General features: G+C 39.9%; 24 protein-coding genes. 3 read left to right on the top strand and 21 right to left on the bottom strand.

All coding sequences use genetic code 11. From position 1 onward, the window contains the following. Window positions 1-82: 82 nt before the first annotated feature. Both fba and HCK02_RS03655 read right to left on the bottom strand, forming a co-directional pair. Window positions 83-937, bottom strand: a complete 855-nt coding sequence (gene fba / locus HCK02_RS03660; protein WP_036073218.1) for a class II fructose-1,6-bisphosphate aldolase — start codon at window positions 935-937, stop codon at window positions 83-85. A gap of 201 nt (window positions 938-1138) precedes the next feature. Next, the gene (locus HCK02_RS03655) at window positions 1139-2056 is read right to left on the bottom strand and encodes a diacylglycerol kinase (RefSeq protein ID WP_167628774.1); all 918 of its coding nucleotides are present in this window, start codon (window positions 2054-2056) and stop codon (window positions 1139-1141) included. Window positions 2057-2356: 300 nt separating this feature from the next. On the opposite strand from HCK02_RS03655, the gene HCK02_RS03650 reads away from it, so the two are divergent. Beyond that, entirely contained in the window at window positions 2357-5092 is a 2736-nt protein-coding gene (locus tag HCK02_RS03650; RefSeq protein WP_167628773.1) for a GW domain-containing glycosaminoglycan-binding protein, read from the top strand. Between the two features lie 116 nt (window positions 5093-5208). Here HCK02_RS03650 and pyrG read toward each other — a convergent pair whose 3' ends face one another. From pyrG to HCK02_RS03620, 6 genes are all read right to left on the bottom strand, one after another. Then, the gene (gene pyrG / locus HCK02_RS03645) at window positions 5209-6810 is read right to left on the bottom strand and encodes a CTP synthase (RefSeq protein ID WP_167628772.1); all 1602 of its coding nucleotides are present in this window, start codon (window positions 6808-6810) and stop codon (window positions 5209-5211) included. A 360-nt stretch (window positions 6811-7170) separates the two neighbouring features. Continuing rightward, a complete protein-coding gene (gene rpoE, locus HCK02_RS03640) occupies window positions 7171-7719 on the bottom strand; it encodes a DNA-directed RNA polymerase subunit delta (RefSeq protein ID WP_167628825.1) in 549 nt (182 codons plus the stop codon). Window positions 7720-7837: 118 nt separating this feature from the next. Continuing rightward, window positions 7838-7987 carry a hypothetical protein gene (locus HCK02_RS03635; protein WP_165849995.1) on the bottom strand — a complete coding sequence of 50 codons (150 nt, stop codon included), beginning with the start codon at window positions 7985-7987 and terminating at the stop codon, window positions 7838-7840. Window positions 7988-8127: 140 nt separating this feature from the next. Further along, window positions 8128-9798, bottom strand: coding sequence for an arginine--tRNA ligase (argS, locus tag HCK02_RS03630; RefSeq protein WP_167628771.1), 1671 nt, complete (start codon window positions 9796-9798; stop codon window positions 8128-8130). Next, window positions 9785-10231, bottom strand: coding sequence for a YwiB family protein (locus HCK02_RS03625; protein WP_115753959.1), 447 nt, complete (start codon window positions 10229-10231; stop codon window positions 9785-9787). The genes argS and HCK02_RS03625 overlap by 14 nt, the downstream gene beginning before the upstream one ends. A gap of 73 nt (window positions 10232-10304) precedes the next feature. Further along, complete coding sequence (locus HCK02_RS03620) at window positions 10305-10961, bottom strand: site-2 protease family protein (protein ID WP_167628770.1); 657 nt, start codon at window positions 10959-10961, stop codon at window positions 10305-10307. A gap of 73 nt (window positions 10962-11034) precedes the next feature. Between HCK02_RS03620 and HCK02_RS03615 the strand changes: the two genes are divergently transcribed. Then, window positions 11035-11220, top strand: a complete 186-nt coding sequence (locus HCK02_RS03615; RefSeq protein ID WP_115753961.1) for a 2-hydroxymuconate tautomerase — start codon at window positions 11035-11037, stop codon at window positions 11218-11220. A gap of 32 nt (window positions 11221-11252) precedes the next feature. Here the strand turns inward: HCK02_RS03615 and HCK02_RS03610 are convergent, their stop codons facing one another. The 13 genes from HCK02_RS03610 to HCK02_RS03550 all read right to left on the bottom strand — a co-directional run bounded on the left by HCK02_RS03610 (window position 11253) and on the right by HCK02_RS03550 (window position 22954). Continuing rightward, the gene (locus tag HCK02_RS03610; protein WP_167628769.1) at window positions 11253-12566 is read right to left on the bottom strand and encodes an HD domain-containing protein; all 1314 of its coding nucleotides are present in this window, start codon (window positions 12564-12566) and stop codon (window positions 11253-11255) included. A gap of 17 nt (window positions 12567-12583) precedes the next feature. Beyond that, window positions 12584-13417: a lipoyl-[GcvH]:protein N-lipoyltransferase gene (gene lipL / locus HCK02_RS03605; RefSeq protein ID WP_167628824.1), complete on the bottom strand. Its 834-nt coding sequence runs from the start codon at window positions 13415-13417 to the stop codon at window positions 12584-12586. A gap of 301 nt (window positions 13418-13718) precedes the next feature. Then, window positions 13719-13919, bottom strand: coding sequence for a hypothetical protein (locus HCK02_RS03600; RefSeq protein ID WP_167628768.1), 201 nt, complete (start codon window positions 13917-13919; stop codon window positions 13719-13721). 24 nt (window positions 13920-13943) lie between these two features. Beyond that, window positions 13944-14267, bottom strand: coding sequence for a YxeA family protein (locus HCK02_RS03595; protein WP_167628767.1), 324 nt, complete (start codon window positions 14265-14267; stop codon window positions 13944-13946). A 187-nt stretch (window positions 14268-14454) separates the two neighbouring features. Beyond that, entirely contained in the window at window positions 14455-15936 is a 1482-nt protein-coding gene (locus tag HCK02_RS03590) for a DUF6056 family protein (protein ID WP_167628766.1), read from the bottom strand. Window positions 15937-15947: 11 nt separating this feature from the next. Continuing rightward, window positions 15948-16904 (bottom strand): glycosyltransferase family 2 protein, encoded by a 957-nt coding sequence (locus HCK02_RS03585; protein WP_167628765.1) that lies wholly within the window; start codon window positions 16902-16904, stop codon window positions 15948-15950. A 147-nt stretch (window positions 16905-17051) separates the two neighbouring features. Continuing rightward, a complete protein-coding gene (locus HCK02_RS03580) occupies window positions 17052-18716 on the bottom strand; it encodes a peptide ABC transporter substrate-binding protein (RefSeq protein WP_167628764.1) in 1665 nt (554 codons plus the stop codon). Window positions 18717-18872: 156 nt separating this feature from the next. Beyond that, on the bottom strand, window positions 18873-19487 hold the full coding sequence (locus tag HCK02_RS03575) for a DUF1648 domain-containing protein (protein WP_167628763.1): 615 nt from the start codon (window positions 19485-19487) through the stop codon (window positions 18873-18875). A 27-nt stretch (window positions 19488-19514) separates the two neighbouring features. Then, window positions 19515-20147, bottom strand: coding sequence for a nicotinamidase (locus HCK02_RS03570; RefSeq protein WP_167628762.1), 633 nt, complete (start codon window positions 20145-20147; stop codon window positions 19515-19517). A 2-nt stretch (window positions 20148-20149) separates the two neighbouring features. Next, the gene (locus tag HCK02_RS03565; RefSeq protein ID WP_167628761.1) at window positions 20150-20674 is read right to left on the bottom strand and encodes a dihydrofolate reductase family protein; all 525 of its coding nucleotides are present in this window, start codon (window positions 20672-20674) and stop codon (window positions 20150-20152) included. Then, window positions 20664-21689: a zinc-binding alcohol dehydrogenase family protein gene (locus HCK02_RS03560; RefSeq protein WP_167628760.1), complete on the bottom strand. Its 1026-nt coding sequence runs from the start codon at window positions 21687-21689 to the stop codon at window positions 20664-20666. The genes HCK02_RS03565 and HCK02_RS03560 overlap by 11 nt, the downstream gene beginning before the upstream one ends. A 116-nt stretch (window positions 21690-21805) precedes the next feature. Continuing rightward, window positions 21806-22066 carry a hypothetical protein gene (locus tag HCK02_RS03555; RefSeq protein WP_167628823.1) on the bottom strand — a complete coding sequence of 87 codons (261 nt, stop codon included), beginning with the start codon at window positions 22064-22066 and terminating at the stop codon, window positions 21806-21808. A 66-nt stretch (window positions 22067-22132) separates the two neighbouring features. Further along, entirely contained in the window at window positions 22133-22954 is an 822-nt protein-coding gene (locus HCK02_RS03550; protein WP_167628759.1) for an HAD family hydrolase, read from the bottom strand. Between the two features lie 128 nt (window positions 22955-23082). On the opposite strand from HCK02_RS03550, the gene HCK02_RS03545 reads away from it, so the two are divergent. Then, window positions 23083-23937, top strand: a complete 855-nt coding sequence (locus HCK02_RS03545; RefSeq protein ID WP_167628758.1) for an alpha/beta hydrolase — start codon at window positions 23083-23085, stop codon at window positions 23935-23937. The last annotated feature ends 108 nt before the right edge of the window (window positions 23938-24045 follow it).

Below are 24045 nucleotides of genomic sequence, written 5' to 3'. Positions count from 1 at the left end.
GATAGTTAAACTAATTACACGAGGGCAAATAAAAAAGGAGAGACGCGAAAACGCCTCTCCCTCAAAAAATTTAAAATTGTTCTTACGCTTTTCCGTTAGAACCAAATTCTTGAATTTTTTCTGTAACTGTTTTAATGATCGCATCAACACCAGGGCCGATAACTTTACGTGGATCATAAACATCTTTATCAGCAGCAAGTTTTTCACGAACAGCTGCAGTCCAAACAATTTGGCACTCAGTGTTAACATTGATTTTGCTGTGACCCAGTTCAATCGCTTTCTTAATTTGATGTTCAGGAATTCCTGATCCACCATGAAGTACAAGCGGTTTACCTGTAAGTTCGGAGATTTCTTTCATTTCGTCGAAGCCTAATTTTGGTTCGCCGTGGTAAGGGCCATGTACAGAACCAAGTGCAGCTGCAAGTGCATCAATACCAGCTTCTTTCACAACACGTAAGCATTCTTGTGGATCAGCATAGTTGATTCCACCAGTAACGCCGTCTTCTGTTCCACCAACAGTTCCAACTTCAGCTTCTACAGAAACGCCTTTTGGATGTGCATAGTCTACAACTTCTTTTGTCATAGCTACGTTTTCATCGATTGGATGGTGAGAACCATCAATCATTACTGATGTGAAGCCTGCATCAATTGCAGCTTTACAAGAATCAAAGCTTGAACCATGGTCTAAGTGGATAGCAACTGGCACTGTAATTTTCAAGTCTTCTACAAGACCTTGAGTCATTTTTACAACTGTGTTGAATCCTCCCATGTATTTTGCAGCACCTTCAGATACACCAAGAATTACAGGTGATTTTTCAGCTTCTGCAGCTTTCAAAATAGCTTGTGTCCATTCAAGGTTGTTGATGTTGAATTGACCAACAGCGTATTTTCCAGCCAACGCTTTGTTCAGCATGTCTGTCATGTTAACGATAGGCATAATACAATTTCCTCCCTCAGGAATTTAAGAAAACTTGATGTTCTCTTAACTTATTTGAATTTCCGCCGTGAAAAATAGTGGCAGCTATTTTTCCTAACAGGATTATCATAACAGATTTGTGAGCAATTTACCATAAAGAATACCTATTATTTTTCTGAAAACGCTTTACTCCCAAACCCTTCAAAAATGTATGGTTATCAGTCAATAAGACATACTTTTCAGCTTATCTTGATCGGCAAAAACTTCAAGCGCTTGGTGCAAACATTCAACTGTATACGGAGTTTCGCCGCCATATACTCCATCATAGCTAAAATTCAAAGGTGTATCTCCCGCCACTTTAACATTTTTCACCCGTCTGTAAATGACATCTTCGCTCTGCAAATGTGTTCCACGCTTGAGTAGTAGGAAAAGCGAAAACAGCCGGGCAGGACTTACTTTTTTTAAAATCAGCAAGTCAAAATAGCCATCATTGATTTTTGCGTCTCTGACAAGGGATTCGAGTCCACCAACTGTATGCGAATTGTTGATAAAACTAAGTAAAATAGGACCTTCAAAAGTCTCTCCATCAAACTCCATTCGCACGTCTACGGGCTTCAATTGAGGAAGCATTTTTAAGCCATTAAATAAGTAAGCAAGTCTCCCGTAACGTTTTTTCTCCCGTTCAGAGACCGCATATGTAATTTCTGTTATTTTACCTAACGCCGCATTATTAATAAAATATTCATCTTCATTGCCTTTTCCAATATCTACTTTCATTGTTTTTCGTTCAGCTATTTGTCTAGCAGCCTCAATAGGATCTTTGTGAAAACCAAGTGCTCGAGCATAATCATTTGTCGTCCCAAATGGGAGTATACCCAAAACAGGACGTTTATTAGAGCGCATGATACCATTCACAACTTCGTTAACAGTCCCATCTCCTCCAGCAGCAATAATCGCTTGCCACCCTTCATTTGAAGCTTGAAAGGCTATTTTTGTTATACTTTTTGGATCCTTTGTTGAAGAAACAAGTGTCACTTCATAACCTGCTTGATTCAACAGTTGTTCGACCTCAGGCATGGTTTTATGAAATTTATTTTGTCCTGCTGCTGGATTGTAGATTATCATCGCTGTTTTAAACACGTTCATTCCCCCACTTCTTCCTCTTAGTTTCCTATAGAAGATATTCGTCTGTCAACCTTAGGGCTTTGCACCCTCAACTTTTTTCCTAAACCCCTCTTTTTCTTTTCTTAAAGATCACTTTTTTTACACTAAATATTATATTTTCACTAAACATCCTGAAAAAAATCAGCCACTTTACCAGCCAAAAGAATCATTTTCTTTTGTTGTATTGACGCTACCTTACAGGATTGTCATAATAGAAGTGGAAAATGAAAAAGTTTTCGTTTTCAAACAATTAAAAAAAGAGGAGTTGATCAGCGTTTGAAAATACTTCTACACTCAGCATTTCTTGCTACAGGACTAGCGATTGTCGCTATCCCAAGCATTGCTTCTGCTGATGAAGTAAATACCCCACAACCGCATAATACTACTGACGACTTGAAATCTGCAGATGAGCAATCTATTTATGTTCCTCAAGCAATCCGTGAAGGTAAAGTAACGGAAGAAAATGACGGATTTGAAGATGGGTCAGATACAAATGTTTTAGCTGATGTCCCAATGCTTCGCGCTGCTGGATATCCAGATGTAAACAGCTATATTAAATCTAAAAACTTTAGCACAGCTAGTATTGAATATCAGTTAAAAAGCCAATTTCCAAAGTTCAACTATCGAAATGGTTATGGAAAACCTGAAGGAATCGTATTGCATGAAACAGCGAACAATAATTCCACTATCCAAAATGAAATTGACTATATGAGTAAAAACTGGCAAAATGCATTTGTTCACACCTTTGTCGACAAATCTCGTATTATTCAAATTCACCCGACTGATAACGCAGTTTGGGGTGCAGGGCAATATGCCAACGCTCGTTTCATCCAATTTGAGCTTGTTCGTTCAAAAACTTTTGACGATTTCGCTCGTTCTATCAATAACTATGCTTATTATTCAGCTTATTTGCTTACAAAATACAACATGAAGATTGATAGTGCGGAAGGTGATGGCAAAGGAACTGTTTGGTCGCATAATGCAGTAACCAAATATCTTGGCGGAACGACTCATACTGACCCAATTGGGTACTTCAATCAATATGGTTATAATTGGAACAGTATGATAGCACTCATTCAAGAAAAGTATAATCAAATTAACAATGGTGTTGTCCAATATGACAAGGTCATCTGGGCATACGCACGTGTGAAAACACCAAACACTGTTATCTACTCCAAACCAACTGGCGCAACAGGAGCTACATCCGTCGGTAACCTCTCTAGTTACTCGGGCAAGCAAATGCGACTCGTTCGTGAAGCTAAAGTGGGAAACACTATTTCTTCACAAATCAGCGTAGACGGAAAAGTCATCGGTTGGGTGAATAATGCTGCGCTTGATATTTTTTATAAAACAGCAAACGAAACTTCTCTTTCAGGCTATCGTATGGTGAAAACTGCAAGCCAAAACGAAGGATATTACATGTTGCCAGTTGCTGAACCAGTTGATAAAAAAGGAACTTTAAAAAACCTTTACAACAAGGTTCTGACTGTAGATCGGCAAGTTACTGTTGATGGCGTTGTCTGGAATCGCATGAAAAACGGAACAGCTATTGTCGGGTGGACGAAAGCAAGTAATCTAGGACTCACTGTTTCGACAAACGATGTCGTATGGGCTTACGCACGTGTGAAAACAGCGAATACAACCATTTATTCTGGACCAGTTGACTTTGCAACAGCTGTCTCCGTGGGTAACTTATCCAGTTATTCTGGTAAACAAATGCGACTTGTTCGACAAGCTAGAGTTGGAAACACTATTTCTTCGCAAATTAGCGTAGACGGAAAAGTCATCGGTTGGGTGAATAATGCTGCGCTTGATATTTTTTATAAAACAGCAAACGAAACTTCTCTTTCAGGCTATCGTATGGTGAAAACTGCAAGCCAAAACGAAGGATATTACATGTTGCCAGTTGCTGAACCAGTTGATAAAAAAGGAACTTTAAAAAACCTTTACAACAAGGTTCTGACTGTAGATCGGCAAGTTACTGTTGATGGCGTTGTCTGGAATCGCATGAAAAACGGATCAACCCTTGCTGGGTGGACAAAGGCGAGCAACCTAGGACTCACTGTTTCGACAAATGATATCATCTGGGCTTACGCACGCGTGAAAACAGCGAATACAACCATTTATTCTGGACCAGTTGATTTTGCAACAGCTGTTTCCGTAGGTAACTTATCCAGTTATTCTGGCAAGCAAATGCGACTCGTTCGACAAGCTAGAGTTGGAAACACTATTTCTTCGCAAATTAGTGTAGACGGAAAAGTGATTGGCTGGGTGAATAACTCTGCACTCGATATTTTCTATAAATCTGCCAACGAAAAGGCTGTTTCCTTAAAACGAATGGTCAAAGCTACAAGTCAAAGCGCAGGCTACTACATGCTTCCAGTTGCTGAAACTGCCGACAAACGCGGTACTTTGAAAGATATTTACGACAAAGAACTTACGGTTGATCGTGAAGTAACTGTCGATGGTGTGGTTTGGCAGCGAATGAAAGATGGCTCGAAGCTTCTTGGTTGGACTAAAGCTAGCGACCTTGGAGCTGCACCTTCATACAATAAAGCCATTTGGTCTTATGCACGTGTGAAAACGGCAAACACGGCCATCTATTCAGCACCAGTTGGTTCTGCTGTAGCAGCATCAGTTGGAAATTTGTCGACCTACTCTGGCAAGCAAATACGACTAATCCGTGAAGCTGAAGTTGGAAGTACCATCTCTTCGCAAATCAGTGTAGAAGGAAAGCTACTTGGTTGGGTTAACAACTCAGCACTCAACGTTTTCTATAAGTCTTCTATGGAAAAAATCATTTCTGTGAAGCGCACTGTAAAAAATACAAATGGTGTTTATTATCAATTGCCAGTTCCTGAACCGGTTGATAGAAAAGGGACGCTCGCTGCTTATGCCGGCAAGACTTTAACTGTTGACCGTGAAGTGACCGTTGATGGAGCTGTTTGGAACCGGATGAAAGATGGTTCAGTCATCGTTGGTTGGACACTTGCATCTAATCTGAAAGCTTAAATTTAAAAACCTCTTGAAGTGGCCTTGATCCACTTCAAGAGGTTTTTTACTGAACAAAAAAAGCTTAGTTCAACTCGGAACTAAATTCGAGCGAGCTAAGCTTTTTATTTTATATCTTAGTTTTGTGCCGCCAAAGCTGCACCGATAAAGCCATCAAACAAGCTTTGCGGGCGGTTAGGGCGAGAAATAAATTCAGGATGGTACTGACATGCCACAAACCACGGATGGTCTTTTAATTCTACAACTTCGACTAAGCGACCATCTGGACTTGTTGCTGAAACAATCATGCCCGCTTCTTCCATTTGCTCACGGAAATCATTGTTAAATTCATAACGATGACGATGACGTTCCTCAACAAGCGTTTCACCGTAAGCTTCAGCTGTTTTAGTTCCTTCTTTAATTCGAGCAGGATACAAACCTAAGCGGAGCGTCCCACCAAGATTTTCAATATTCTTTTGTTCTGGAAGTAAATCAATGATGTTATAAGGTGTTTCTGGATCGATTTCTGCAGAATGAGCGCCTTTAAGTCCCACTACATTCCGAGCAAATTCTACAGTAGCTAATTGCATTCCTAAGCAAATCCCAAAATATGGAACTTGATTTTCACGCGCATAGCGAATGGCAGTAATTTTTCCTTCGATTGCTCGATCTCCAAATCCACCAGGAACAAGAATACCATCAGCATGGCCAAGTAGTTCTGCCACGTTTTCATCTGTAACTTTTTCGGAGTCGATCCAGTCAATTTCAATTTCCGTATCATGTGCATATCCCGCATGGCGTAAAGCCTCAGCCACTGAAAGATAAGCATCTTGTAAGGACACATATTTGCCGACTAGCGCAATCCGCGTTTTCTTGGAAAGATTTTTCACACGATGTACAAGCTCTTTCCACTCTGTCATTTCCGCTTCTGGTGCTTCAAGTTTCAAATGATCTAGCACGATTTGATCCATTTTTTGTGCTTGAAGAGAAAGCGGCACATTGTAAAGCGTATCTTCATCACGGCTTTCAATGACTTCTGAAGCCTTGATGTCACAGAACAACGCAATTTTTTCTTTCATTTCCGTCGAAACAGGTTGTTCCGTTCTTACAACGATAATATTTGGTTGAATTCCTAAGCTACGCAATTCTTTTACACTATGTTGCGTTGGCTTCGTTTTCATTTCACCAGCCGCTTTAATGTATGGGATGAGCGTTGTATGGATGTAAAGCACATTTTCAGAGCCGACATCACTTTTAATTTGGCGAATAGCCTCAAGGAACGGAAGCGACTCAATATCACCTACAGTGCCTCCAATTTCCGTAATAATAATATCAGAATTTGTCATTCTTGCAGCTCGAAAAACACGATCTTTGAGTTCGTTTGTGATATGCGGAATGACTTGAACTGTCCCGCCAAGATAATCGCCTCGGCGTTCCTTTTTGATAACCTCGGAGTAAATTTTCCCAGTCGTTACGTTGCTGTAGCGGTTTAAATTAATGTCGATGAAACGTTCATAATGTCCGAGGTCTAAGTCAGTCTCAGCACCATCATCCGTTACAAACACCTCACCATGCTGATAAGGACTCATTGTACCAGGATCGACATTAATGTACGGATCGAACTTCTGAATCGTCACACTGAGGCCACGATTTTTTAACAAACGGCCTAGTGAAGCCGCCGTAATCCCTTTTCCGATTGAAGAAACTACGCCACCCGTTACAAAAATATACTTCGTCATCGTTTAAAATCTACTCCTTCCAAAAATAAATAAATCAGCGCTTTTTCTAAAACGCTTGGGGTAAGAACAAAACCGCCCTAAAAATAAAAGCACCAAATGCAAGAAACGCTGATTCTGCACTTGGCTATTTTATATCTATCCACGGATCCAATAAAAAAAGCGTCCCGAAAATAAATACGGGAGCGCTTTTTTCTTCCGATCAATTGTCCCATTTAAGGGAGCCCAATTAAAATACTACAGTTGAAACCCAAATAAGTCAAGCTTTTCTTTCAGCAAAGTTCCAAGCTAACAAGCAGAAAGCCGCTTGCTAAAGCCTTCGAAAAAACCAGCTGAAAAGTTTTCAGCTGGTTTTTTCTTCGATTACTCTTCTGGATCTTCTGTGTAGTCACCATCGCTATAATCATCTTCTACCGTTGCGAGATCCCCTTCGATACCGTCTGGTAAATGATCATCCATGTCTTCGTCTTCATCAACTAAGCCGTCAGAAAGTGAAACTTCTTCTTCCCCAAGTTCCTCAACCACATCTTCTTCTTCGTACTCGATGTCATCATCCATAAGATCATCTAATTCTTCATCTTCTTCGTCATCATCATCTTGATCTTTTTTACGTTTTTTCTTCGGTGCTGAATGTGTTTGAACTTCTTCGTCAATTGCATCGATTGGATACCAAGCACGAAGTCCCCACGTATTATTACCTAGCGAAATAAAGTTTCCATCAATGTTCATGTCCGTATAAAACTGAACAAGGCGCTCCTTCATTTCGTCATTTGAAACGCCTAAAAATTTCTCAATTTCTGTAACTAGTTCTTGAAAACTAATAACTTCACGTTTTTCTTCTAACACATAATGTGCGACCTCAATTAGTGAGACTTCTTTCCGTTCTTCTTGCGTTAACTTACTTAAATCCAAAGTTGGCACGCCCTTTCCTCACACGTTTTCGCTTCAATGACTTTTTCAACTCATCTATTCAACTTTTATCTCATTTCACTATTTTACATGTTACTAGACGCAAGCACAATCCGAAAATTCAACTTCGCTTTACAATTTGGTAGCCAATGTAAAAGAATAAGACTGCCATCAGTAAGATCGGAATCGATCCAAGTTGAAAATTATAGAGAACATAGATTGCGACGCACAGAAACACGAAAAGCAGCGTTAATATAATGATTCGCTTCATTTATTGCTCTCCCCGTCATTAAAATGCCTCTGTCTGTTTAACTTTAAAACATTTTATTTCTTCCGTCAATAACCAGCATTGACAGACTTAGAAGGCAAAAGCCATGAAAGAAGCTTTTCTCCTCTTGTCTTTGCACCTAATTACATTTTTTCCGGAGCTTCAACTCCAAGTAATTTCAAGCCATTTTTCAGGTTGATCTTCGCCGCTTTAATTAAAGCTAAACGCGCTTTTGTAAGCGGAACATTTTCTTCATCCAATACTTTATTTGTATTATAGAAGCGGTGGAACGCCGAAGCGAGATCATTTAAGAATCTCACAATACGATGTGGCGCTCTTTTCGAAGCAGCTTCAGCAACGACATCTGGGAAATCTCCAATAACTTTTAAGAGATCGAATTCGACAGCTGACGTAAGCAACGACACATCCGCTTGATCGGAAACTTGGATGCCTTTTTCTTCACCAGAACGTAAAATACTTGCGATCCTAGCATGGGCATATTGCACATAATAAACCGGATTTTCATTTGAAGTTGACTTCGCAAGTCCCATATCAAAATTCATATGCGTATCCGAACTCCGCATTGCGAAAAAGTATCTTGTTGCATCTAGCCCTACTTCTTCAATCAAGTCGCGCATCGTAACAGATTTCCCTGTTCGCTTACTCATTTTCACTTGCTCACCATTTTCATAAAGATGAACCAGCTGAATGATCTCTACTTCAAGTTGACTTGGTTTATATCCAAGTGCTTCAATCGCAGCGCGCATCCGTGGGATATAACCATGATGGTCAGCTCCCCAGACATCAATTAAAATATCGAAGCCACGATTTAACTTATCTAAATGATAAGCAATATCCGGGAAGAAATAAGTATAGCTTCCATCTGATTTAATCAGCACTCGATCTTTATCATCCCCAAAGTCCGTAGTTCGAAGCCATGTTGCACCATCTTGTTCGAACACATAACCATTTTCGCGTAACTTTTCAAGCGTCGGCAAAATTTTATTATTTTCATAAAGCGAGGTTTCACTAAACCAGCTGTCAAAGTGAACCCGAAACTCATCCAAATCCGCTTTAAGTTTCGCTGTTTCAAACGCTAGCGCATCCTTCCGGAATACATCACGACGTTCTTCCTCGCTTGCATCCACATACTTATCGCCGTATTTGCCTGCAAGTTCTTTCCCAAGTTCGATAATATCTTTTCCGTGGTAACCATCTTCTGGAAAAGGCTTGTCAATGCCCAAAGCTTCAAAATAACGCGCTTCAGCAGAAAGCACCAGATTTTGAATTTGGTTCCCGGCATCATTCACATAATATTCGCGTTCAACGTCAAAGCCGGCCATATCCATAATATTCGCAAGAGAATCGCCAATTGCAGCACCGCGCGCGTGGCCTAAATGTAAATCCCCAGTTGGATTCGCCGAAACAAATTCAATTTGAATCCGTTCCTTCTTACCAAAATCAGACTGCCCGTAAGCCTCACTCTCCGCAAGAACAGCAGGGATGACTTTCGTTAAATAACGGTTATCTAAGAAAAAGTTGATGAACCCAGGGCCCGCAATTTCAATTTTTTCGATTTGTGAGCTTTCCGTATCAAACTCTTGGATAATACTTTCGGCAATTGCTCTTGGTGCTTTTTTGGCAACACGAGCAAGCTGCATCGCAATGTTTGTCGAATAGTCACCATGCGATTTTTCCTTTGGTACTTCAAGAAGAATTTCTGGTACATCAGCTTCACTAATTCCAGTTGCTTTTAGAACAGCTTGCTTAATTTGTCCAATCAAATTCTCCTGTGTTTCTTTAATTAAATTCATTTGGGTCCTCCTCTATCCGCATCGTTACCTCATATGAACCCACATAGGTTCCTGCACTCAGCAAGTCATACTGAAATGCTACTTCTCCTTGTGCCGCATCTTGACTGAACGCTTCGCTATAGCCGACCAGTTCCGATTCAAACAAAAACTTGCCAGCACCAGACTCAACCGAAGCTGTACTTCTACTTTTATCTTTAAAAAAGTGTAGACGCATATTAACCGCGCCATTTCTTAACAAAAGAAGCTCTGTTTCTGAAACTTTAAGAACCGAGCGGATTTTCCCTTCCACTTGCTGTTCCTCGTATTGGAGATAAATATTCCCCTCGTCACGATAAAAAACGCCTGGAACAGTGATTTCCGTTTTTTCCAGAGCATCCATTTGCCGTACTAGATTGGTAATTTGAATTCTTACCGACTTACGTTCTTTTACCATCCTTCAGATTCCTTTCGAAGAGAAGTGTAGACGTACTATATTATAGAAAAAAAAGCACAGAAAAGCAAATCACCTAGAAGAAAATTCCTTGATAGAATCCCGTCATGCTATTGATGAAAAATGGGATTACCGTCCTAAAAATTGGCCCAATGGTAAAATTATATAACGGGGTTAGCACGATGATAAGAAAGATTAAAAAGGCATATTGCTCAAGTGGCGCAATTTTTTCACGGAAACGCATTGGCAGAAATTCAAGTACAATTTGATAGCCATCAAGCGGTGGAAATGGAATTAAATTAAACACAAATAGCACTAAATTTAATTGAATAAAAATCGTGAAAAAGTTAGGCCAAATCGCTCCATTTAAAATAGAATTATCATGGCTAGCGAGAAACACGAAAATGCCCATCGCAATAAAAGCTAACAATAAATTGCTGATCGGACCGGCAAGTGAAACTAGAATGCTCCCTAAGCGACGCTTTTTTAATTTAAACCGATTAACCGGCGTGGGTTTGGCCCAACCAAATCCAACTAAAATGACCATCAATAGCCCGATAAGATCTACATGTACAAAGGGATTTGGAGAGAGGCGCCCTTCTTTTTTGGCTGTATCATCGCCAAACAATAGCGCTGTAAAAGCATGAGCCCATTCATGGACCGTAAATGCAATTAAAATTGAGACAAGGACATATGGGAGCGTCTCAAGTGGGTAAGCTAAAAAGTTACTCATTCAATTATTCCTTTCGTTTCCCTAAAATTTATATTATAATGGCACTATCCAAATAATAGCAGAGGTGATAACCATGCCGATTGTAACCATTAAATTTCTAGAAGGCAGAAGTGACGACCAAAAAAAAGCACTCGTAAAAAATGTGACAGATGTCGTCTCAGCTGACTTAAATGCGCCTAAAGAGAAAATTCACGTTGTATTAGAAGAAATGAAGAAAACCGATTACGGTGTTGCGGGTATCCGCAGCTCAGACTTGTAATCACCAAACCTTGCCACGAGTGGCAAGGTTTTTTATTGCATCTCTTTTTTATGGATGAGCGACGCCATTTCTTTCGCCACGTCAATTGGAATCCGTCCATTTTCAATGAAATCAAGTGGGAAATACAACTTGATATCCGTTCGAATTTTACCTCCGATTGATTCTACAACGGGGGATTCTGTTGAAAGCTCGCGCAACTCACCATTTCGCATCAGAAGCTGAATCGGTGACTTTCCAGTGCTTGCTCCCGGTTTATAAAGGTCATATGGCAGATCCGAGGAGTAATCAATCACAAGATAGTAAGAAGGATCAACATCTGCTTTTTCTAGTAATCCCTTCATTTGATTGTAAAAGGCTTGATCTTGTGACGGTTCATAGTCAACATAATGTAGCAAGCGCCTTGTTAAAAACCGATTGCACAAGTCTCGCAAAATCTCATCTTCTTCTTTTTGCCAAATCGAAAAATAAAACATTAAAATAGAATCATCTAACGCTAAATATTCTTCAAGCGTCACATTTTCACAGAAAAACGGTAAAACTTCATTTGGTGTAACAGCAAACTCATATCCTTCTTGATAAAGCGATTTTGCTCGGTCTAAGATCTTCCATAAAAGCACTTCACCGCTTCGACTAACAGGATGGAAATAAACTTGCTGGTACATTTGATAGCGGCTCATCAAATAATCCTCGACCGCGTGCATACCTGATTCTTTAATAATCACGCCATTGCTGTCAGGACTTGGCCGTAAAACTCGCAGAATCCGCTCCAAATCAAATTTTCCATAGCTCACGCCTGTATAGTAAGCGTCTCGAAGCAAATAGTCCATTCGGTCAGCGTCAAGTTGGCTTGAAATCAGCTTTACGAGCGTTTGATTTGGATGCGTTTTGTTAATAACCGAAGCAACAAGAAACGGAAAGTCTTTCCCAGCACGCATGAGTACGTCTCTTACTTCCGATTTTCCCGTAATAATATTTTGTGTGAATTCCTCATGATCTGTGTGAAACACTTTCTCAAATGCATGCGAAAACGGGCCATGTCCAAGGTCGTGCAAAAGAGCCGCACAAAGCGCTGTAGCCCGTTCTGTTTCATCAAAGGTATCTTCGGCAAAAGTAACGTCTAAAATTTGTCTAACGATCTCATAGACCCCTAGAGAATGATTGAATCTACTATGCTCAGCACCATGAAAAGTGAGTGAAGTTGTTCCCAACTGACGAATCCGACGCAAGCGCTGAAATTCTTTTGTTGCAATGAGATCCCAAATAATTTGATCTTTTACATGCACAAGTCCATGGACTGGGTCTTTGAATACTTTTCCTTCAGGCACCTTTTGTTGTAAGTAACTCAAATTTCGTCACATTCCCTTCACTTGATTTTTCCGTTGCGTTGGATGATGCGTTCAAAATATTGGGGGAGCAAGTCAAGTTCCTCAGCGGTTAATGCGCTTGAGTAAAGTTCTCCCGCATAATAACGTAGACTGTTAAGCAAACGTAGGACAACATCATTGATTGTTAATTCTTGTTCTAACGATCCAGATAAAGTTCCCATCACTTTTGGATCAACATCTGGGAATTTATATTTTTCTTGCAAACCTTTTCCACTTCTCTGATAAAACTCGCGAATAAGAGCTGAGCGCTCATCTTGGTTTCCATTTACAGCAAGATAGATTTGTACAGAAATACCTTTCGCCATGCGTCTTTGCGCAATCCCAGCAAATTTTCGTCCTTCAATGCTTAAATCATAACTTCCCGGGCAGTAAGAATGTTCAATTTCACGCGCTTCAATGACTTGACCAAAATCAGCAAACATATCTTTAATTAATGTGAACATGGTTTCGTAACCACGATCAATCGCAATACCACGTTCTACGTCTGGTAAAATAAGAGATAAATTTAAAACGCCTTGGTCTAATACAACTGCAAGTCCTCCAGAATTACGCAAAACGACTTGATAGCCTGCTTCTTTCAAAAACGCGATGCCTTCTTGCAACTTAGGAAGCTTAGTATCTTGAATTCCTAACGAAATCGTTTTTTCATGAACCCATGCACGTAAAGTTGGTGGACTATCTTTTTTTCCAACAGTTCGACAAAGTGTATCATCTGTGGCGTAGGACTCGAGCGCACTAAAAGCAGGATTTACAATCGTTTGGTCAATAAATCGCCACTTCGGTTGCTTAAGCAAGTCTTCTTCCAATAAAATCACGGTGCAAACTCCTCTACTTTTCTTTTTTGCTATTATAGCACACCCAGCCTATCTATGGGAGCAAATCCCTTAAAATCGCCGTTTAGCTTCAAATCTGTTTTTTCACTTTACTTTTTTAGGTTTAAACCAAAGTAAGCAAAATATAGCTATTAAAAAGAAGATTTGTTTTTTCATATTTACCCAACTCTCTTGTTTCTTTCTCTTTTCCTTATCTTCTTTTACTTCAAACAAAAAACGAGACTCTTTGGGGAAAGTCTCGTTTTTTTATATGAAAAGCTAGGGAGCTTTTTAAGCGATATTAATACTCATAGGGGTCTCGTCCATTTTTATGGTTTTTACGAGTATCTCCAGACCACAATTTATAGAGTAAGAAGATAATCCCTGCCAAAATCAGAATTGGGAACAGGAAGTGTAAAGTGATCCCAATAAATTTTAAAACGATATTTAAACCAATAAGTGCTAAAACAACTGTTAAAAAGTATTTCCAAAAGTTATTCATAATCAATCTCCTCATTTCTTTTTATTATTTAGATGAAACAACCTGTATATCTGAAAGCTCTTTTGAACGAACAACCATCTGATTATCTTGAATAACTAAACGATATGATTTGTTCATTTCTAGCTTATCATTTGAATAAAACTTTAATTGTGTAGTTTTGCCAGAAGGCATTTTACATTCTTCTTTAAAAATATAGCCTTTAAACTTTGCTTTCTGAACTTTTTCACCTGAATGTTTTATTGTAACTGTGTATGTATCAGAAGCCTCTGCAAACGGTGAACTTAGTTCAATAAAAACCATCACGATTACAAAAACAGCAGCTAACAATCCAAATATTGCCCTTTTCATTTTTATTGCTCCCTTATTTGATTTGATAAACTTATTATAAAGGGAATGAAGCATTACCAAAAAAGGCTGTAGAATGAATCTTATATCATTCCTTAGTCTGATATCGGAATCAGCCCATAGAAAAACCGCTATACGTGCATTGCCCTTTATTATCGGGTCTACATACGCATAGCGGTTTTCTTATCATTTATTTAACAATCAATTTTATGTCTTTCGGAATTCCAAAATACACTTTAAATGTCTCTTCTTGGAAACTCCCCGGAACCGGCGTGCTGTTCCATAAAAAGTCCTCGTACGGAAGGCGCTTTAAGGTCACTGCTTTTTCTCCGCTCTTAACTTGTTGCTTCACTTCTTCCATTCGCTCGTTATCGGCAGTTTTGATGTGATAGAAAACAACACCATAGGCCAGCGCAACAACAATCGTTAGCCCAGCAATTGGAACCAGCCAATTCGAAAAATCAATCCAATCTGATTCATAAGCAAAAACGAGTAAACGAATAATATAAAGAACAAACATCAGGTACGGAATTACAAAACAGCGTGCACCGATTGGCGTAATCAAGAAAAGCGGCGCAGACACAAAGGCTGCCGAAAGTAAGTAAAAGGAAAGTTCAACTTTTAAATTACGATTCGAAATAAATAGAATGACACTTAAAATTAAAACTAAGTAAAACAAAACAGATAGCCAAGCTTCAAAATTTGCGTTTTTCACAGGATTTGTAAAAAAGCTTAAATGAAGTGTATTTTTAACAATCGGCACGTAAAATGCATAGATGGTTAAAATAAAGATAAAGCTATTTTTTAAAATCAATAATCCTGTTGAAAGGTTCCTACCTGCCTTAACAAGCAACAAGATTGTCACGAGTGCAAGCACAATGTTGAGCCACATATTGTTCATAATGAACAGCTTATACATATCCGTGTAGAAAACTTCATAGATTCTTGAAAAAAGTCCTTGGTTTGTTTCGACGGAGCGATAATTGTCGGCACCGCTGAAGATTTTCACATAGGCTCCATTTGTGAACATGATTACGGCACCTATAAGCGTCCCAACAAAGTACAAAGCCTGGAAGAAATAAAATTTGCGAAACTTCATAAAGCTATATACGATGATAAATAGCGCCGCAAACACATTATAAATAGTTGCATGCTCAACAAAAAGTTGCGAGACAACTCCTAATGGAAGAGCTATACAAACAACAAACGGGCTATACTTTGGTGCTTTATCGTAAAAGACATTTTTGATAATCAAAATATACAGCAAAATACAAAATATAGCTGTATTGTAATTAGCAAATCCTGCTGCCCAAGTAAAAGTAGATTTCAACATGCCAAGCGGAACTGAAAGCACGAGGAAAAAGCTCAGGAAGCTTAATGTCCACTTGCTGGTTCTTGCAATAAGTAGGGGTAAAACAACAAGTGCCGAACCCAAAATCCCCATTAATAAGTAGCGAATAAAGTTAGAGCGCGTAATTAAAATTTCTGTTAGATTTCCTAAATATCTGCCATTGTAGTCTTTAAACCAATCACCTAGACGGTCTGTCCCAAAGTGAATTGCCCATGTCCAGTCATCATGCGTAAGTGGCGTCAAATATGATAAAAAAAAGTAGAATACAAACAAGATAAAACTGAAAATCGCTAGATGCAAACTGTTGATTTTTTTTGCCATTATTTTTCTCTCTATCCCTTCTTGTTAACCGTTTCTTTGTCTTCGTTATAACTTTCTACAAAATAAAGTGGTCTCTTTTTAACTTCTTGGAAAATTCGACCCAAATATTCACCAATAATTCCTATACTAATAAGCTGTACGCCACCTAGGAATAGGATAATGATCATGAGCGAAGGAAAGCCGCTTGTATCTGTACCAAAAAGCAATGTTTTGATAAACAAATACACCATATAAATAAAAGCAGCAGCTGAAACAACAAAACCACTATATGTAGAAAGTCTGAGAGGAAAAGTTGTATAAGAAGTGATTCCTTCAAGCGCCAAGTTAATTAGTGACCTGTAGCTCCATTTAGATTCTCCATCATAGCGAGGAGCAGCATCGAACGCTACTTCTATTTTTTTGAAACCAATCCAGCTATAAAGGCCTTTTGTATAGCGGTTCGATTCACGCATTTGTTTGAGCGCTTCAACACAACGTTTATCTAACAAACGAAAATCACCTGCATCTGGAAGAACTGGAATGCGCGCGACTTTTTGAAGAATTCGATAATACAATTTTGAAGTGGCTTTTTTGAGCCATGTTTCACCTTCACGCCGATTCCTTTTAGCATACACATCTTCGTAGCCGAGCTCCCAAAGTTTAAGCATTTCTAGAATCACTTCTGGGGGATGTTGCAAATCAGCATCCATCGTAACAAGCGCATCGCCTTTCGCATAATCAAATCCCGCTGCCATAGCAACTTCTTTTCCATAGTTGCGTGACAAGTCAACAAATACTACTCGGTTATCTTTTTCGTGTAGGGCTTTCATTTGATCAAGTGTCGCGTCTTTACTTCCATCATTAATGAAAAGCAGTTCAAATGTATAAGATTCCTTCACTTGATCCATTACTTCCACAACACGTTCATAAAGCGGAACGATCATTGTTTCTTCATTGTATGCAGGAACAGAGATAGTCAAAAGCTTCAATTAAAGTTTTCCTCCTTTAATATTATTCTGCAGCTTTTCAAAATACAGTTACATTCACAGTTTATCACAAAAAATAGCTCATATAAATATAATTTTAGACAAAAAAACAGCAGCCCGTAGGTTGCTGTTTTTATTCAATCTCGATTTTTATTTTTTGTGTAGCCACTTATAATTTTCTGTTCCGATTGGATAAGCGATATAATCTCCTAAGCTAGCTTTCTCCAGATACGCGCGACCACCTTGATAAAGAGGAATTAAAACCGCATTATCCTTTAAGAGAATTCGTTCTGCTTCAAGAAGCGCATCAAACCGTTTGTTCAAATCATTGGCGAGCTTCCCTTTCGCGCCTAAAACAAGTTCATCATATTTTGCGTTTGAAAAACCTGTGTGGTTTCCAGGGCTACCTGTTAAGAACAAGTTGAGGTAAGTCAATGGATCTTGGTAATCCCCGCCCCAACCGCCAAGCAGTAATTCAAAGTCTTGCGTGACATCAGCTTTAAAGCTAACTTGCGTCGGAACATTTTTTAGTTTTACCGTTAAGCCAGGTAAATTGGATTCAAGTTGATTTTGAATGAATTCAGTTTGTTTTTTAATAAGCGATGTATCTCCCGCGGTCAAAGTAAGCGTTAATTCTGTTTTACCAAGTTCCTTTAGCCCTTTTTCGAAATAAGTTTTCGCCTCATCTTTGTTATAAGTTAAGAGCGGTCCATTAATCTTCCGGAAATCTTTTCCATTTTCAGGACTGAACATAATTCCACCTGGAACATCTCCATCAAGCGGCTTCGAACCATTTGCAAGTAACGTATCAACAAGCCCTGTCTTATCAATTGCCATCGCAAGCCCGCGTCGAATATTTAAATTAGCTAAATCGGTTTTCACCCCGTCTTTTCCTTGGTTCATTTTCATGTAAACCGATCGACCTGTTGTCATTTTGTGAAACTCTTTATCATTTTCAAATTGCTTCACAAAATCGCCATCAAGTTCAACACGATCGAGTTTTCCAGTGTTATATAAATTAAGCGCTGCATTCGTATCTTTCACAACTGTCACATGAATTTTATCTGCTTTTACGTTCTTTTTATCCCAATACTTCGGATTTTTGACATAATCAAACGTTTGGCTTGTACTATCCCAATTTTTCAAAAGGAAAGGTCCATTCGAAAGTAGTGTATCGCTATTTGTTCCGTAGCGATCACCTTCTTTTTTAAGTTGCGCTTCTTTTTGCGGAAAAAACGTCCCCGTTGTTAACAATTCTTTGAAGATAGGTACTGGGTTTTCTAAATCAATTTGGAGCTTCTTCTTACCTAAAGCTTTAATCCCCAATTCACTTGGCGGAAGCTCCCCCTTTAAAATTTGCGTGGCATTTTTTACAATTTCTTCCATTTGAGGCCCGTAAGCTGCTGCCGTTTTTGGATCCACGACTTTTTTCCACGCAAACTCGAAATCAGCTGCCGTCACAGGACTTCCATCCGACCAATTCGCATCTTTTCGAATGTCAAAAATAAACGTTTTCCCATTATTTTTAACAGTCGGCTCTTTTGCAGCAAGCGCAAGCTCAGGTTTTCCTTTTTTATCCAAGCGATACAACCCTTCAAAAACCTGATTAACCACCTTAAAACTGGCTCCGTTATCTGCTGTAATCGGATTGACACTAGGCACAGCAGTTGTTTCCATAACATTAACAACTTTGCTTTCTCCTGCCTGTTTGTCCTTGCTTTTTCCAGAATCCCCTTCATTCGCGCCACATGCCGCAAGCGCTAAAACCCCAAGTACCAAACTCCCCGCTAGAAACTTCTGTCCCCTTTTACGCATTTTATTCCTCCTTATATTCTTGTGTGTATTTCTCCTTTTCGGAAGCGCTTTCCAAAGAACTCAAAAAAAGACGAGAGACTTAAAAATTGGGATAAGCCTTCCGTCTTTCATTATAGTATCAACTGTACCTGTTGTAAACAAAATCTGTATTAATAATTATCTTTTATTCAAGTAAACACCAGATCCAACAACAATAATACACACTGCGGCGACCATAATCATCATAAAGTAACTTGGATCGTTTTTCATAAAAACAGCTAGAATCAAACACGCTACACCAAAAAAGACAAGCGATGCAATCGTAATTTTTTTCCATAAATTTTTAGCATATGCATCTGTTTTTTTAAAGCCAACAACCCTCAAGAAAAGAAATACCTTTTTTGAATAGCTAAGATAAACAGCAAGTAGCAATGTAAAAGCACTCGCCGCAAGTAGCGCAAAGCGTCCTGTTGGAATCTCATAGCCAAGCCCGTAAGCAATCAAGCTTAGTTGGACAATCGCGAGCAAGATCAGCAAAAGACGGAAGCAATATTCAAATTCCAATTTGCTTTCTTCTTTCACTTTCTCCTTGCCATAATACTCCGTCCCGGTGAACATTACCATCAAAAACGGAATCAGGATAAGTCCAAGCCATTTTTGCATGAACATATCGGGAGAGAAGTCACTGCCGAAGTGAACGGCCATTTCCGCCGGAAGTAGCGGATAACTGACTAGGGAAGCTGCCACCGTGATTAAAATAACCAAACTTGGAAACATCCCGATTTTTTTCATCTCCTTCACCTTCCTATACTCAAAAAATTAATTTAAAAGCACAGCGAGGTCATTCCGTGTTTCTACCAGTCTGATGTTCATCATTTCTTCTAGCTGCTTTTTCGTCTCCTGATAACCCTCACTTGTAAGTGCGCGTGTCGCTCCTAAATAAACAATCACTTGGAAACCCGCTCTTTCAAGCTGAATCACAGTTGTTTTAACACAAAAATCAAAAGCAAGGCCCCCAACAACGACAACATCCACATTCCTTTGCTTCAAAAATTCGATAACACCTGTTGAGAGTTTTTCCTTAATATCATGATAGCAAGCGCCATACGGATGCAAATCGGTCTCCATTCCCTTCCAAACAAAATAATCATATTCCGTTGGCTTTGGGAGGCCTTTAAGAAGTTCAAATCCCTTTGTTCCCGGCTCACAGTGCCTCACCCATGTTAAATCTGCATTTGGATAGTCAAGCGGCTTAAGCATATCTTCACTTTTATCCACCACCCAAACTGCGTTTGCCGGATGGGCATCTTTACTTGCCACACGAACATCCCCAAGTGACGCCATAAATTCGAGCTCTGGAACAATTTCTTCCGCTTCTGGAACGGGAAGCTCATCTGGACATACCGGACTAAATCCATTTTGCGCATCCACATCAAACGTTGCAATTTTCATCTTTATTCTTCCTCCAATTTCCCATAAGTTAATTGAGCGAATTCGCCAAAACGCGTAACATTTTCCAGTTTAAGGCTGTGCGGATGGTCTGCTTCAAATAGCGGAATCCCACTTCCAAGTATGACCGGTGCAATCGTGAGAACAAATTTATCGATTGCTTCTTCTTTTAAGAATTGCCGCACAAGACTTGCACCGCCAACTAGCCAGATGTTCGCTCCATCAATTGTTGTAAGCCAGTCCCGCACGTTTCCTGAAACAAAAGCAGCGTATTCATCCTCTGGCTCATTTTTCGAACGCGTAAACACATAGACATCTTTCTTACTGTACGGAAAAGTATCCGTTAATGAGAAAACTTGTTTATAAGTCGTCCGCCCCATGACAACGGTATCTACGCTATCAAAAAAAGCTTCATAACCGCTATTTCCCTCGCCTTGAATCTTCTCAAGCCATTCCACACTTCCGAGTTCATCCGCAATATAACCATCCAAGCTGACTGCAATATAAAGTGAGACACGTTTACTTGCCATCTTCATCAAATCCTTTCACAACCAGTTTTCCGATCATTTTTCCAGATTCTACAATTTTATGTGCATCTCGCATCGTTTCCGCATTGATTGGCGATAAAACTTTCGTTAGCGTGCTTTTTAACTCTCCCGATTCAAAAAGAGCACGTGCGTTTTCTAGGAGTTCATGTTGTCGAATTTGATCGGCCGTTTGATATTTTGATCGCGTAAACATAAATTCATAATGGAAACCCGCACTTTTATCTTTCAAAACACTCATTTGAACGGGATGACTAAGTTCGACGATCGTGCAAATTTGTCCTTCGGGCTTGATCGCTTGCTCCATTGCTTCAAAGTGTCGATACGTATCGTGCAAGCACAAAATATAATCGACATTTGGGAAGCCGATTTTTGAAAGCTCATCTGGAATCGACAAATGGTGGTCGATCACAAAGTCCGCGCCTTGCTTTTCCACCCAGTTGATCGTTTCTGGTCGACTCGCCGTCGCAATCACCTTGAGCCCCGCGAGTTTCGCCAGCTGCACGGCAATCGAGCCTACACCGCCTGCTCCATTGATGATCAAAATTGATTTTCCTTGATCTTTTTCTGGCGTAATTAGCAGTCGATCAAACAACGCTTCAGAAGCTGTGAGCGTCGTAAGCGGCATCGCAGCAGCTTCTTCATCCGTTAAATTTTTGGGCTTGTGCGCCGCAAGTCGTTCATCAATCCTTGTATATTCTGCATTGCTTCCTTGTCTTGTCACATCGCCTGCAAAGTACACCTCATCGCCGACCGCAAACAAGCTAACGTCGCTTCCGACTTGGACCACTTCGCCAACTGCGTCATAACCAAGAACCCGCGGTGTTGCTTCAATTTGCTCTTTTGGTGCACGCTGTTTCGTGTCGACTGGATTAACAGATACCGCCTTGACGCGAACGAGCAAATCATGCGCTTCTGGAACGGGTACCTCAAGTTCAAGATCCAGCAAACTTTCAGAATCCTCAATATCCAAATACCGATAAAGTCCTACCGCTTTCATCCTCTTCACCCTTTCTTCTTTTTTCTATTCCCCGATCTCACCAAAATAAAGCTTCCAATTTTAAATTCAGAAAAAGCCTGTCTAGAAATCGCATCTAAACAGGCTTTTTCGTTGTATTAACTTTTTTCATCCAGCAAATGGCTGTCGCTAAATTTCACTTTTGCTTCATATTCCGGCGTTTTCCATTTCAACTTTTTCCCGCCTGTTTTTTCACTACTCGTAAAAAGCAATTCACTACCTTTTTTTAGTAATGGAATCGCAATAATGACACCCACAAGCGTCAAAATGGCGATAAAGGCAACAAAAAACAAACTCAAGCTTGCCGCAACAACAAAAGCTTTTTTCAAGAAATAACCTAGGTCAAAACTTTCTTCCAATTTCATCAGCTCCTCCCATTTCCTTCCGTTTTTATCATATCACGAAGTAAAAGAAGGAAGCGACTGCTAGCCCTTTAGAATTTCACTGCGCACAAATTGCGCGAGCCCGCCTGCATCATTATCCGTTGTGATAAAGTCTGCTTTTTCGCGCGCAAGCTCAATCCCATTCCCCATTGCTACACCGACTTTGGCCAGTTCGATCATGCCAACATCATTTTCGTTGTCTCCAAATGCAGCCGTTTCTGAAAGATCAAGATAGCCATGTTCTGCTAGGTAGCACAAACCATGAGCTTTATCAATGCCCTTGTTCATAATATCCACCAAGTTTTTTCCGGAGGACATCACAGACAAATCAAATTCTGCCAAGGCTTCCTTGACTTTCTTGCGCTTATTTTCGTCTTCATCAACCGCTAAAATTTTGAGTGGGAATTCTCCTTCGCTAAGCTCTTCAAGCGGCGTTTTTGTGAGCGTGATCGGCACTTGTTCATTGTCTGGGAGCTGCTTATTTTGTTCATTAAAGAAAGCAATTTTCCCCGTATTCGAAGGCCCAAGAATTCGCTCTGTTGTATAAATATGATAATCGACTTCTAGCTCAGAAAGCACAGCGAGAACGGCTTCAATCGTTTCGCGCGCTAAACTGCTTTTATATAAAATTTCTCCCGTTGAAAAATCGCGAACGAGCCCGCCATTACACGAAATCACCGGAAGCGTAATTTTCAGTTCATGAATAAATGGCAAAATAGCTAAATCGAGCCTTCCAGTTGCTAAAAAGAGTTTTTTCCCTGCTTTTTGCCAGTCCAAAAGAACCGCTTTGTTGTTCGCTTCTATCTGATCTCCCTTAGTGACAAGCAGCGTTCCATCCATATCCGTTACAATCGTATTTATCATTCTTTTACACGTCCTTCTTTCAGGTTCAGTCTACTCGAATTATAGCCCGAAATGGCCAGTTTGTCACGTCTGCTTCTTGTTATTATGCTATAATAAAGCCACATTTTCAAAATCTGGAGGTCATTCTTTTGCGCAACTGCCTAAAAATCCTTTTCCTTACTGCTTCGCTTTTTCTCGTAGCCGGTTGTTCCGAGCCAGAAACACTCGAAGCGCCAGATTCCGTCAATTTGAGCAACACCGTCCCGATTATTCTTGTCCATGGGAGCGGCGGAAATGAACACACACTCGACGAAATCAGCGAAAACTTACAAGATAAATACCATTTTTCGAACGAGAAACTGGAGGTTTTGATTAGCTCGAAAGGCGAGCTCTCATATCGGGGGAAACTGACCAAGAATGCTAAGCATCCTATTATTGCGGTGGCGTTTGAAGACAATGAGGCGCCCATTAGCGATTGGGCAAAATGGCTCCGGATTGCGACGGACGACCTTGAAAAGCACTTTAAGTTCAAGAAAATGGATGGCGTGGGCTATTCAAATGGCGGCTTAGCGCTTTCCGCTTACGTGCAAGACAATCAAGCAACTCCGCGTTTTCAAAAAGTCATCACACTTGGCGCGCCATTTAATGACTTAAGCGAAGAAGACAACACGGGTGATGCCAATTTTAAAGACGTAGCGCATCAAACAACGATGCTCAAGAGTTTCCTATCCAAAAAGAAGCAAAATCCACGCGATTTAGAATTCCTTTCAATTGCAGGCATTTCAGATGCTGAGCACAATACAGACAGCGTTGTCCCGCTTCAAAGCGCACTTTCTTCACGGCTTATTTTTGACAACATCCATGTGTACATGGAAAAAATCGAGCGTGGCGAAGAAGCAAGTCACCATTCGATTTACAAATCTGCGGAATCCATCAAACTCATTCACTGGTTCCTAGCTGAATATACCTCCCCAGAAAAGCCAGTATATCAACTGTCTAAATAAAAAATCGTGGCTCTATTTGAAGAGCCACGATTTCAGACTGTAGACAAAGTAGTGAAAAACTTTGTTTACAGTCTTTTTTTAGATATACTTGTGATAGAACATACATAA

The organism is Listeria valentina, assembly GCF_011800755.1.
Classification (GTDB): Bacteria; Bacillota; Bacilli; order Lactobacillales; family Listeriaceae; genus Listeria; species Listeria valentina.
This window is presented reverse-complemented; position numbering and strand designations above follow the sequence as displayed.

Bases quoted from the DNA above. Each gene is read 5' to 3' on its own strand.
- fba (WP_036073218.1), bottom strand. From the start codon at position 937: ATGCCTATCGTTAACATGACAGACATGCTGAACAAAGCGTTGGCTGGA.
- pyrG (WP_167628772.1), bottom strand. From the start codon at position 6,810: ATGACGAAGTATATTTTTGTAACGGGTGGCGTAGTTTCTTCAATCGGA.
- HCK02_RS03635 (WP_165849995.1), bottom strand. From the start codon at position 7,987: ATGAAGCGAATCATTATATTAACGCTGCTTTTCGTGTTTCTGTGCGTC.
- argS (WP_167628771.1), bottom strand. From the start codon at position 9,798: ATGAATTTAATTAAAGAAACACAGGAGAATTTGATTGGACAAATTAAG.
- HCK02_RS03625 (WP_115753959.1), bottom strand. From the start codon at position 10,231: ATGGTAAAAGAACGTAAGTCGGTAAGAATTCAAATTACCAATCTAGTA.
- HCK02_RS03620 (WP_167628770.1), bottom strand. From the start codon at position 10,961: ATGAGTAACTTTTTAGCTTACCCACTTGAGACGCTCCCATATGTCCTT.
- HCK02_RS03615 (WP_115753961.1), top strand. From the start codon at position 11,035: ATGCCGATTGTAACCATTAAATTTCTAGAAGGCAGAAGTGACGACCAA.
- HCK02_RS03600 (WP_167628768.1), bottom strand. From the start codon at position 13,919: ATGAATAACTTTTGGAAATACTTTTTAACAGTTGTTTTAGCACTTATT.
- HCK02_RS03595 (WP_167628767.1), bottom strand. From the start codon at position 14,267: ATGAAAAGGGCAATATTTGGATTGTTAGCTGCTGTTTTTGTAATCGTG.
- HCK02_RS03590 (WP_167628766.1), bottom strand. From the start codon at position 15,936: ATGGCAAAAAAAATCAACAGTTTGCATCTAGCGATTTTCAGTTTTATC.
- HCK02_RS03580 (WP_167628764.1), bottom strand. From the start codon at position 18,716: ATGCGTAAAAGGGGACAGAAGTTTCTAGCGGGGAGTTTGGTACTTGGG.
- HCK02_RS03575 (WP_167628763.1), bottom strand. From the start codon at position 19,487: ATGAAAAAAATCGGGATGTTTCCAAGTTTGGTTATTTTAATCACGGTG.
- HCK02_RS03570 (WP_167628762.1), bottom strand. From the start codon at position 20,147: ATGAAAATTGCAACGTTTGATGTGGATGCGCAAAATGGATTTAGTCCG.
- HCK02_RS03565 (WP_167628761.1), bottom strand. From the start codon at position 20,674: ATGGCAAGTAAACGTGTCTCACTTTATATTGCAGTCAGCTTGGATGGT.
- HCK02_RS03560 (WP_167628760.1), bottom strand. From the start codon at position 21,689: ATGAAAGCGGTAGGACTTTATCGGTATTTGGATATTGAGGATTCTGAA.
- HCK02_RS03550 (WP_167628759.1), bottom strand. From the start codon at position 22,954: ATGATAAATACGATTGTAACGGATATGGATGGAACGCTGCTTGTCACT.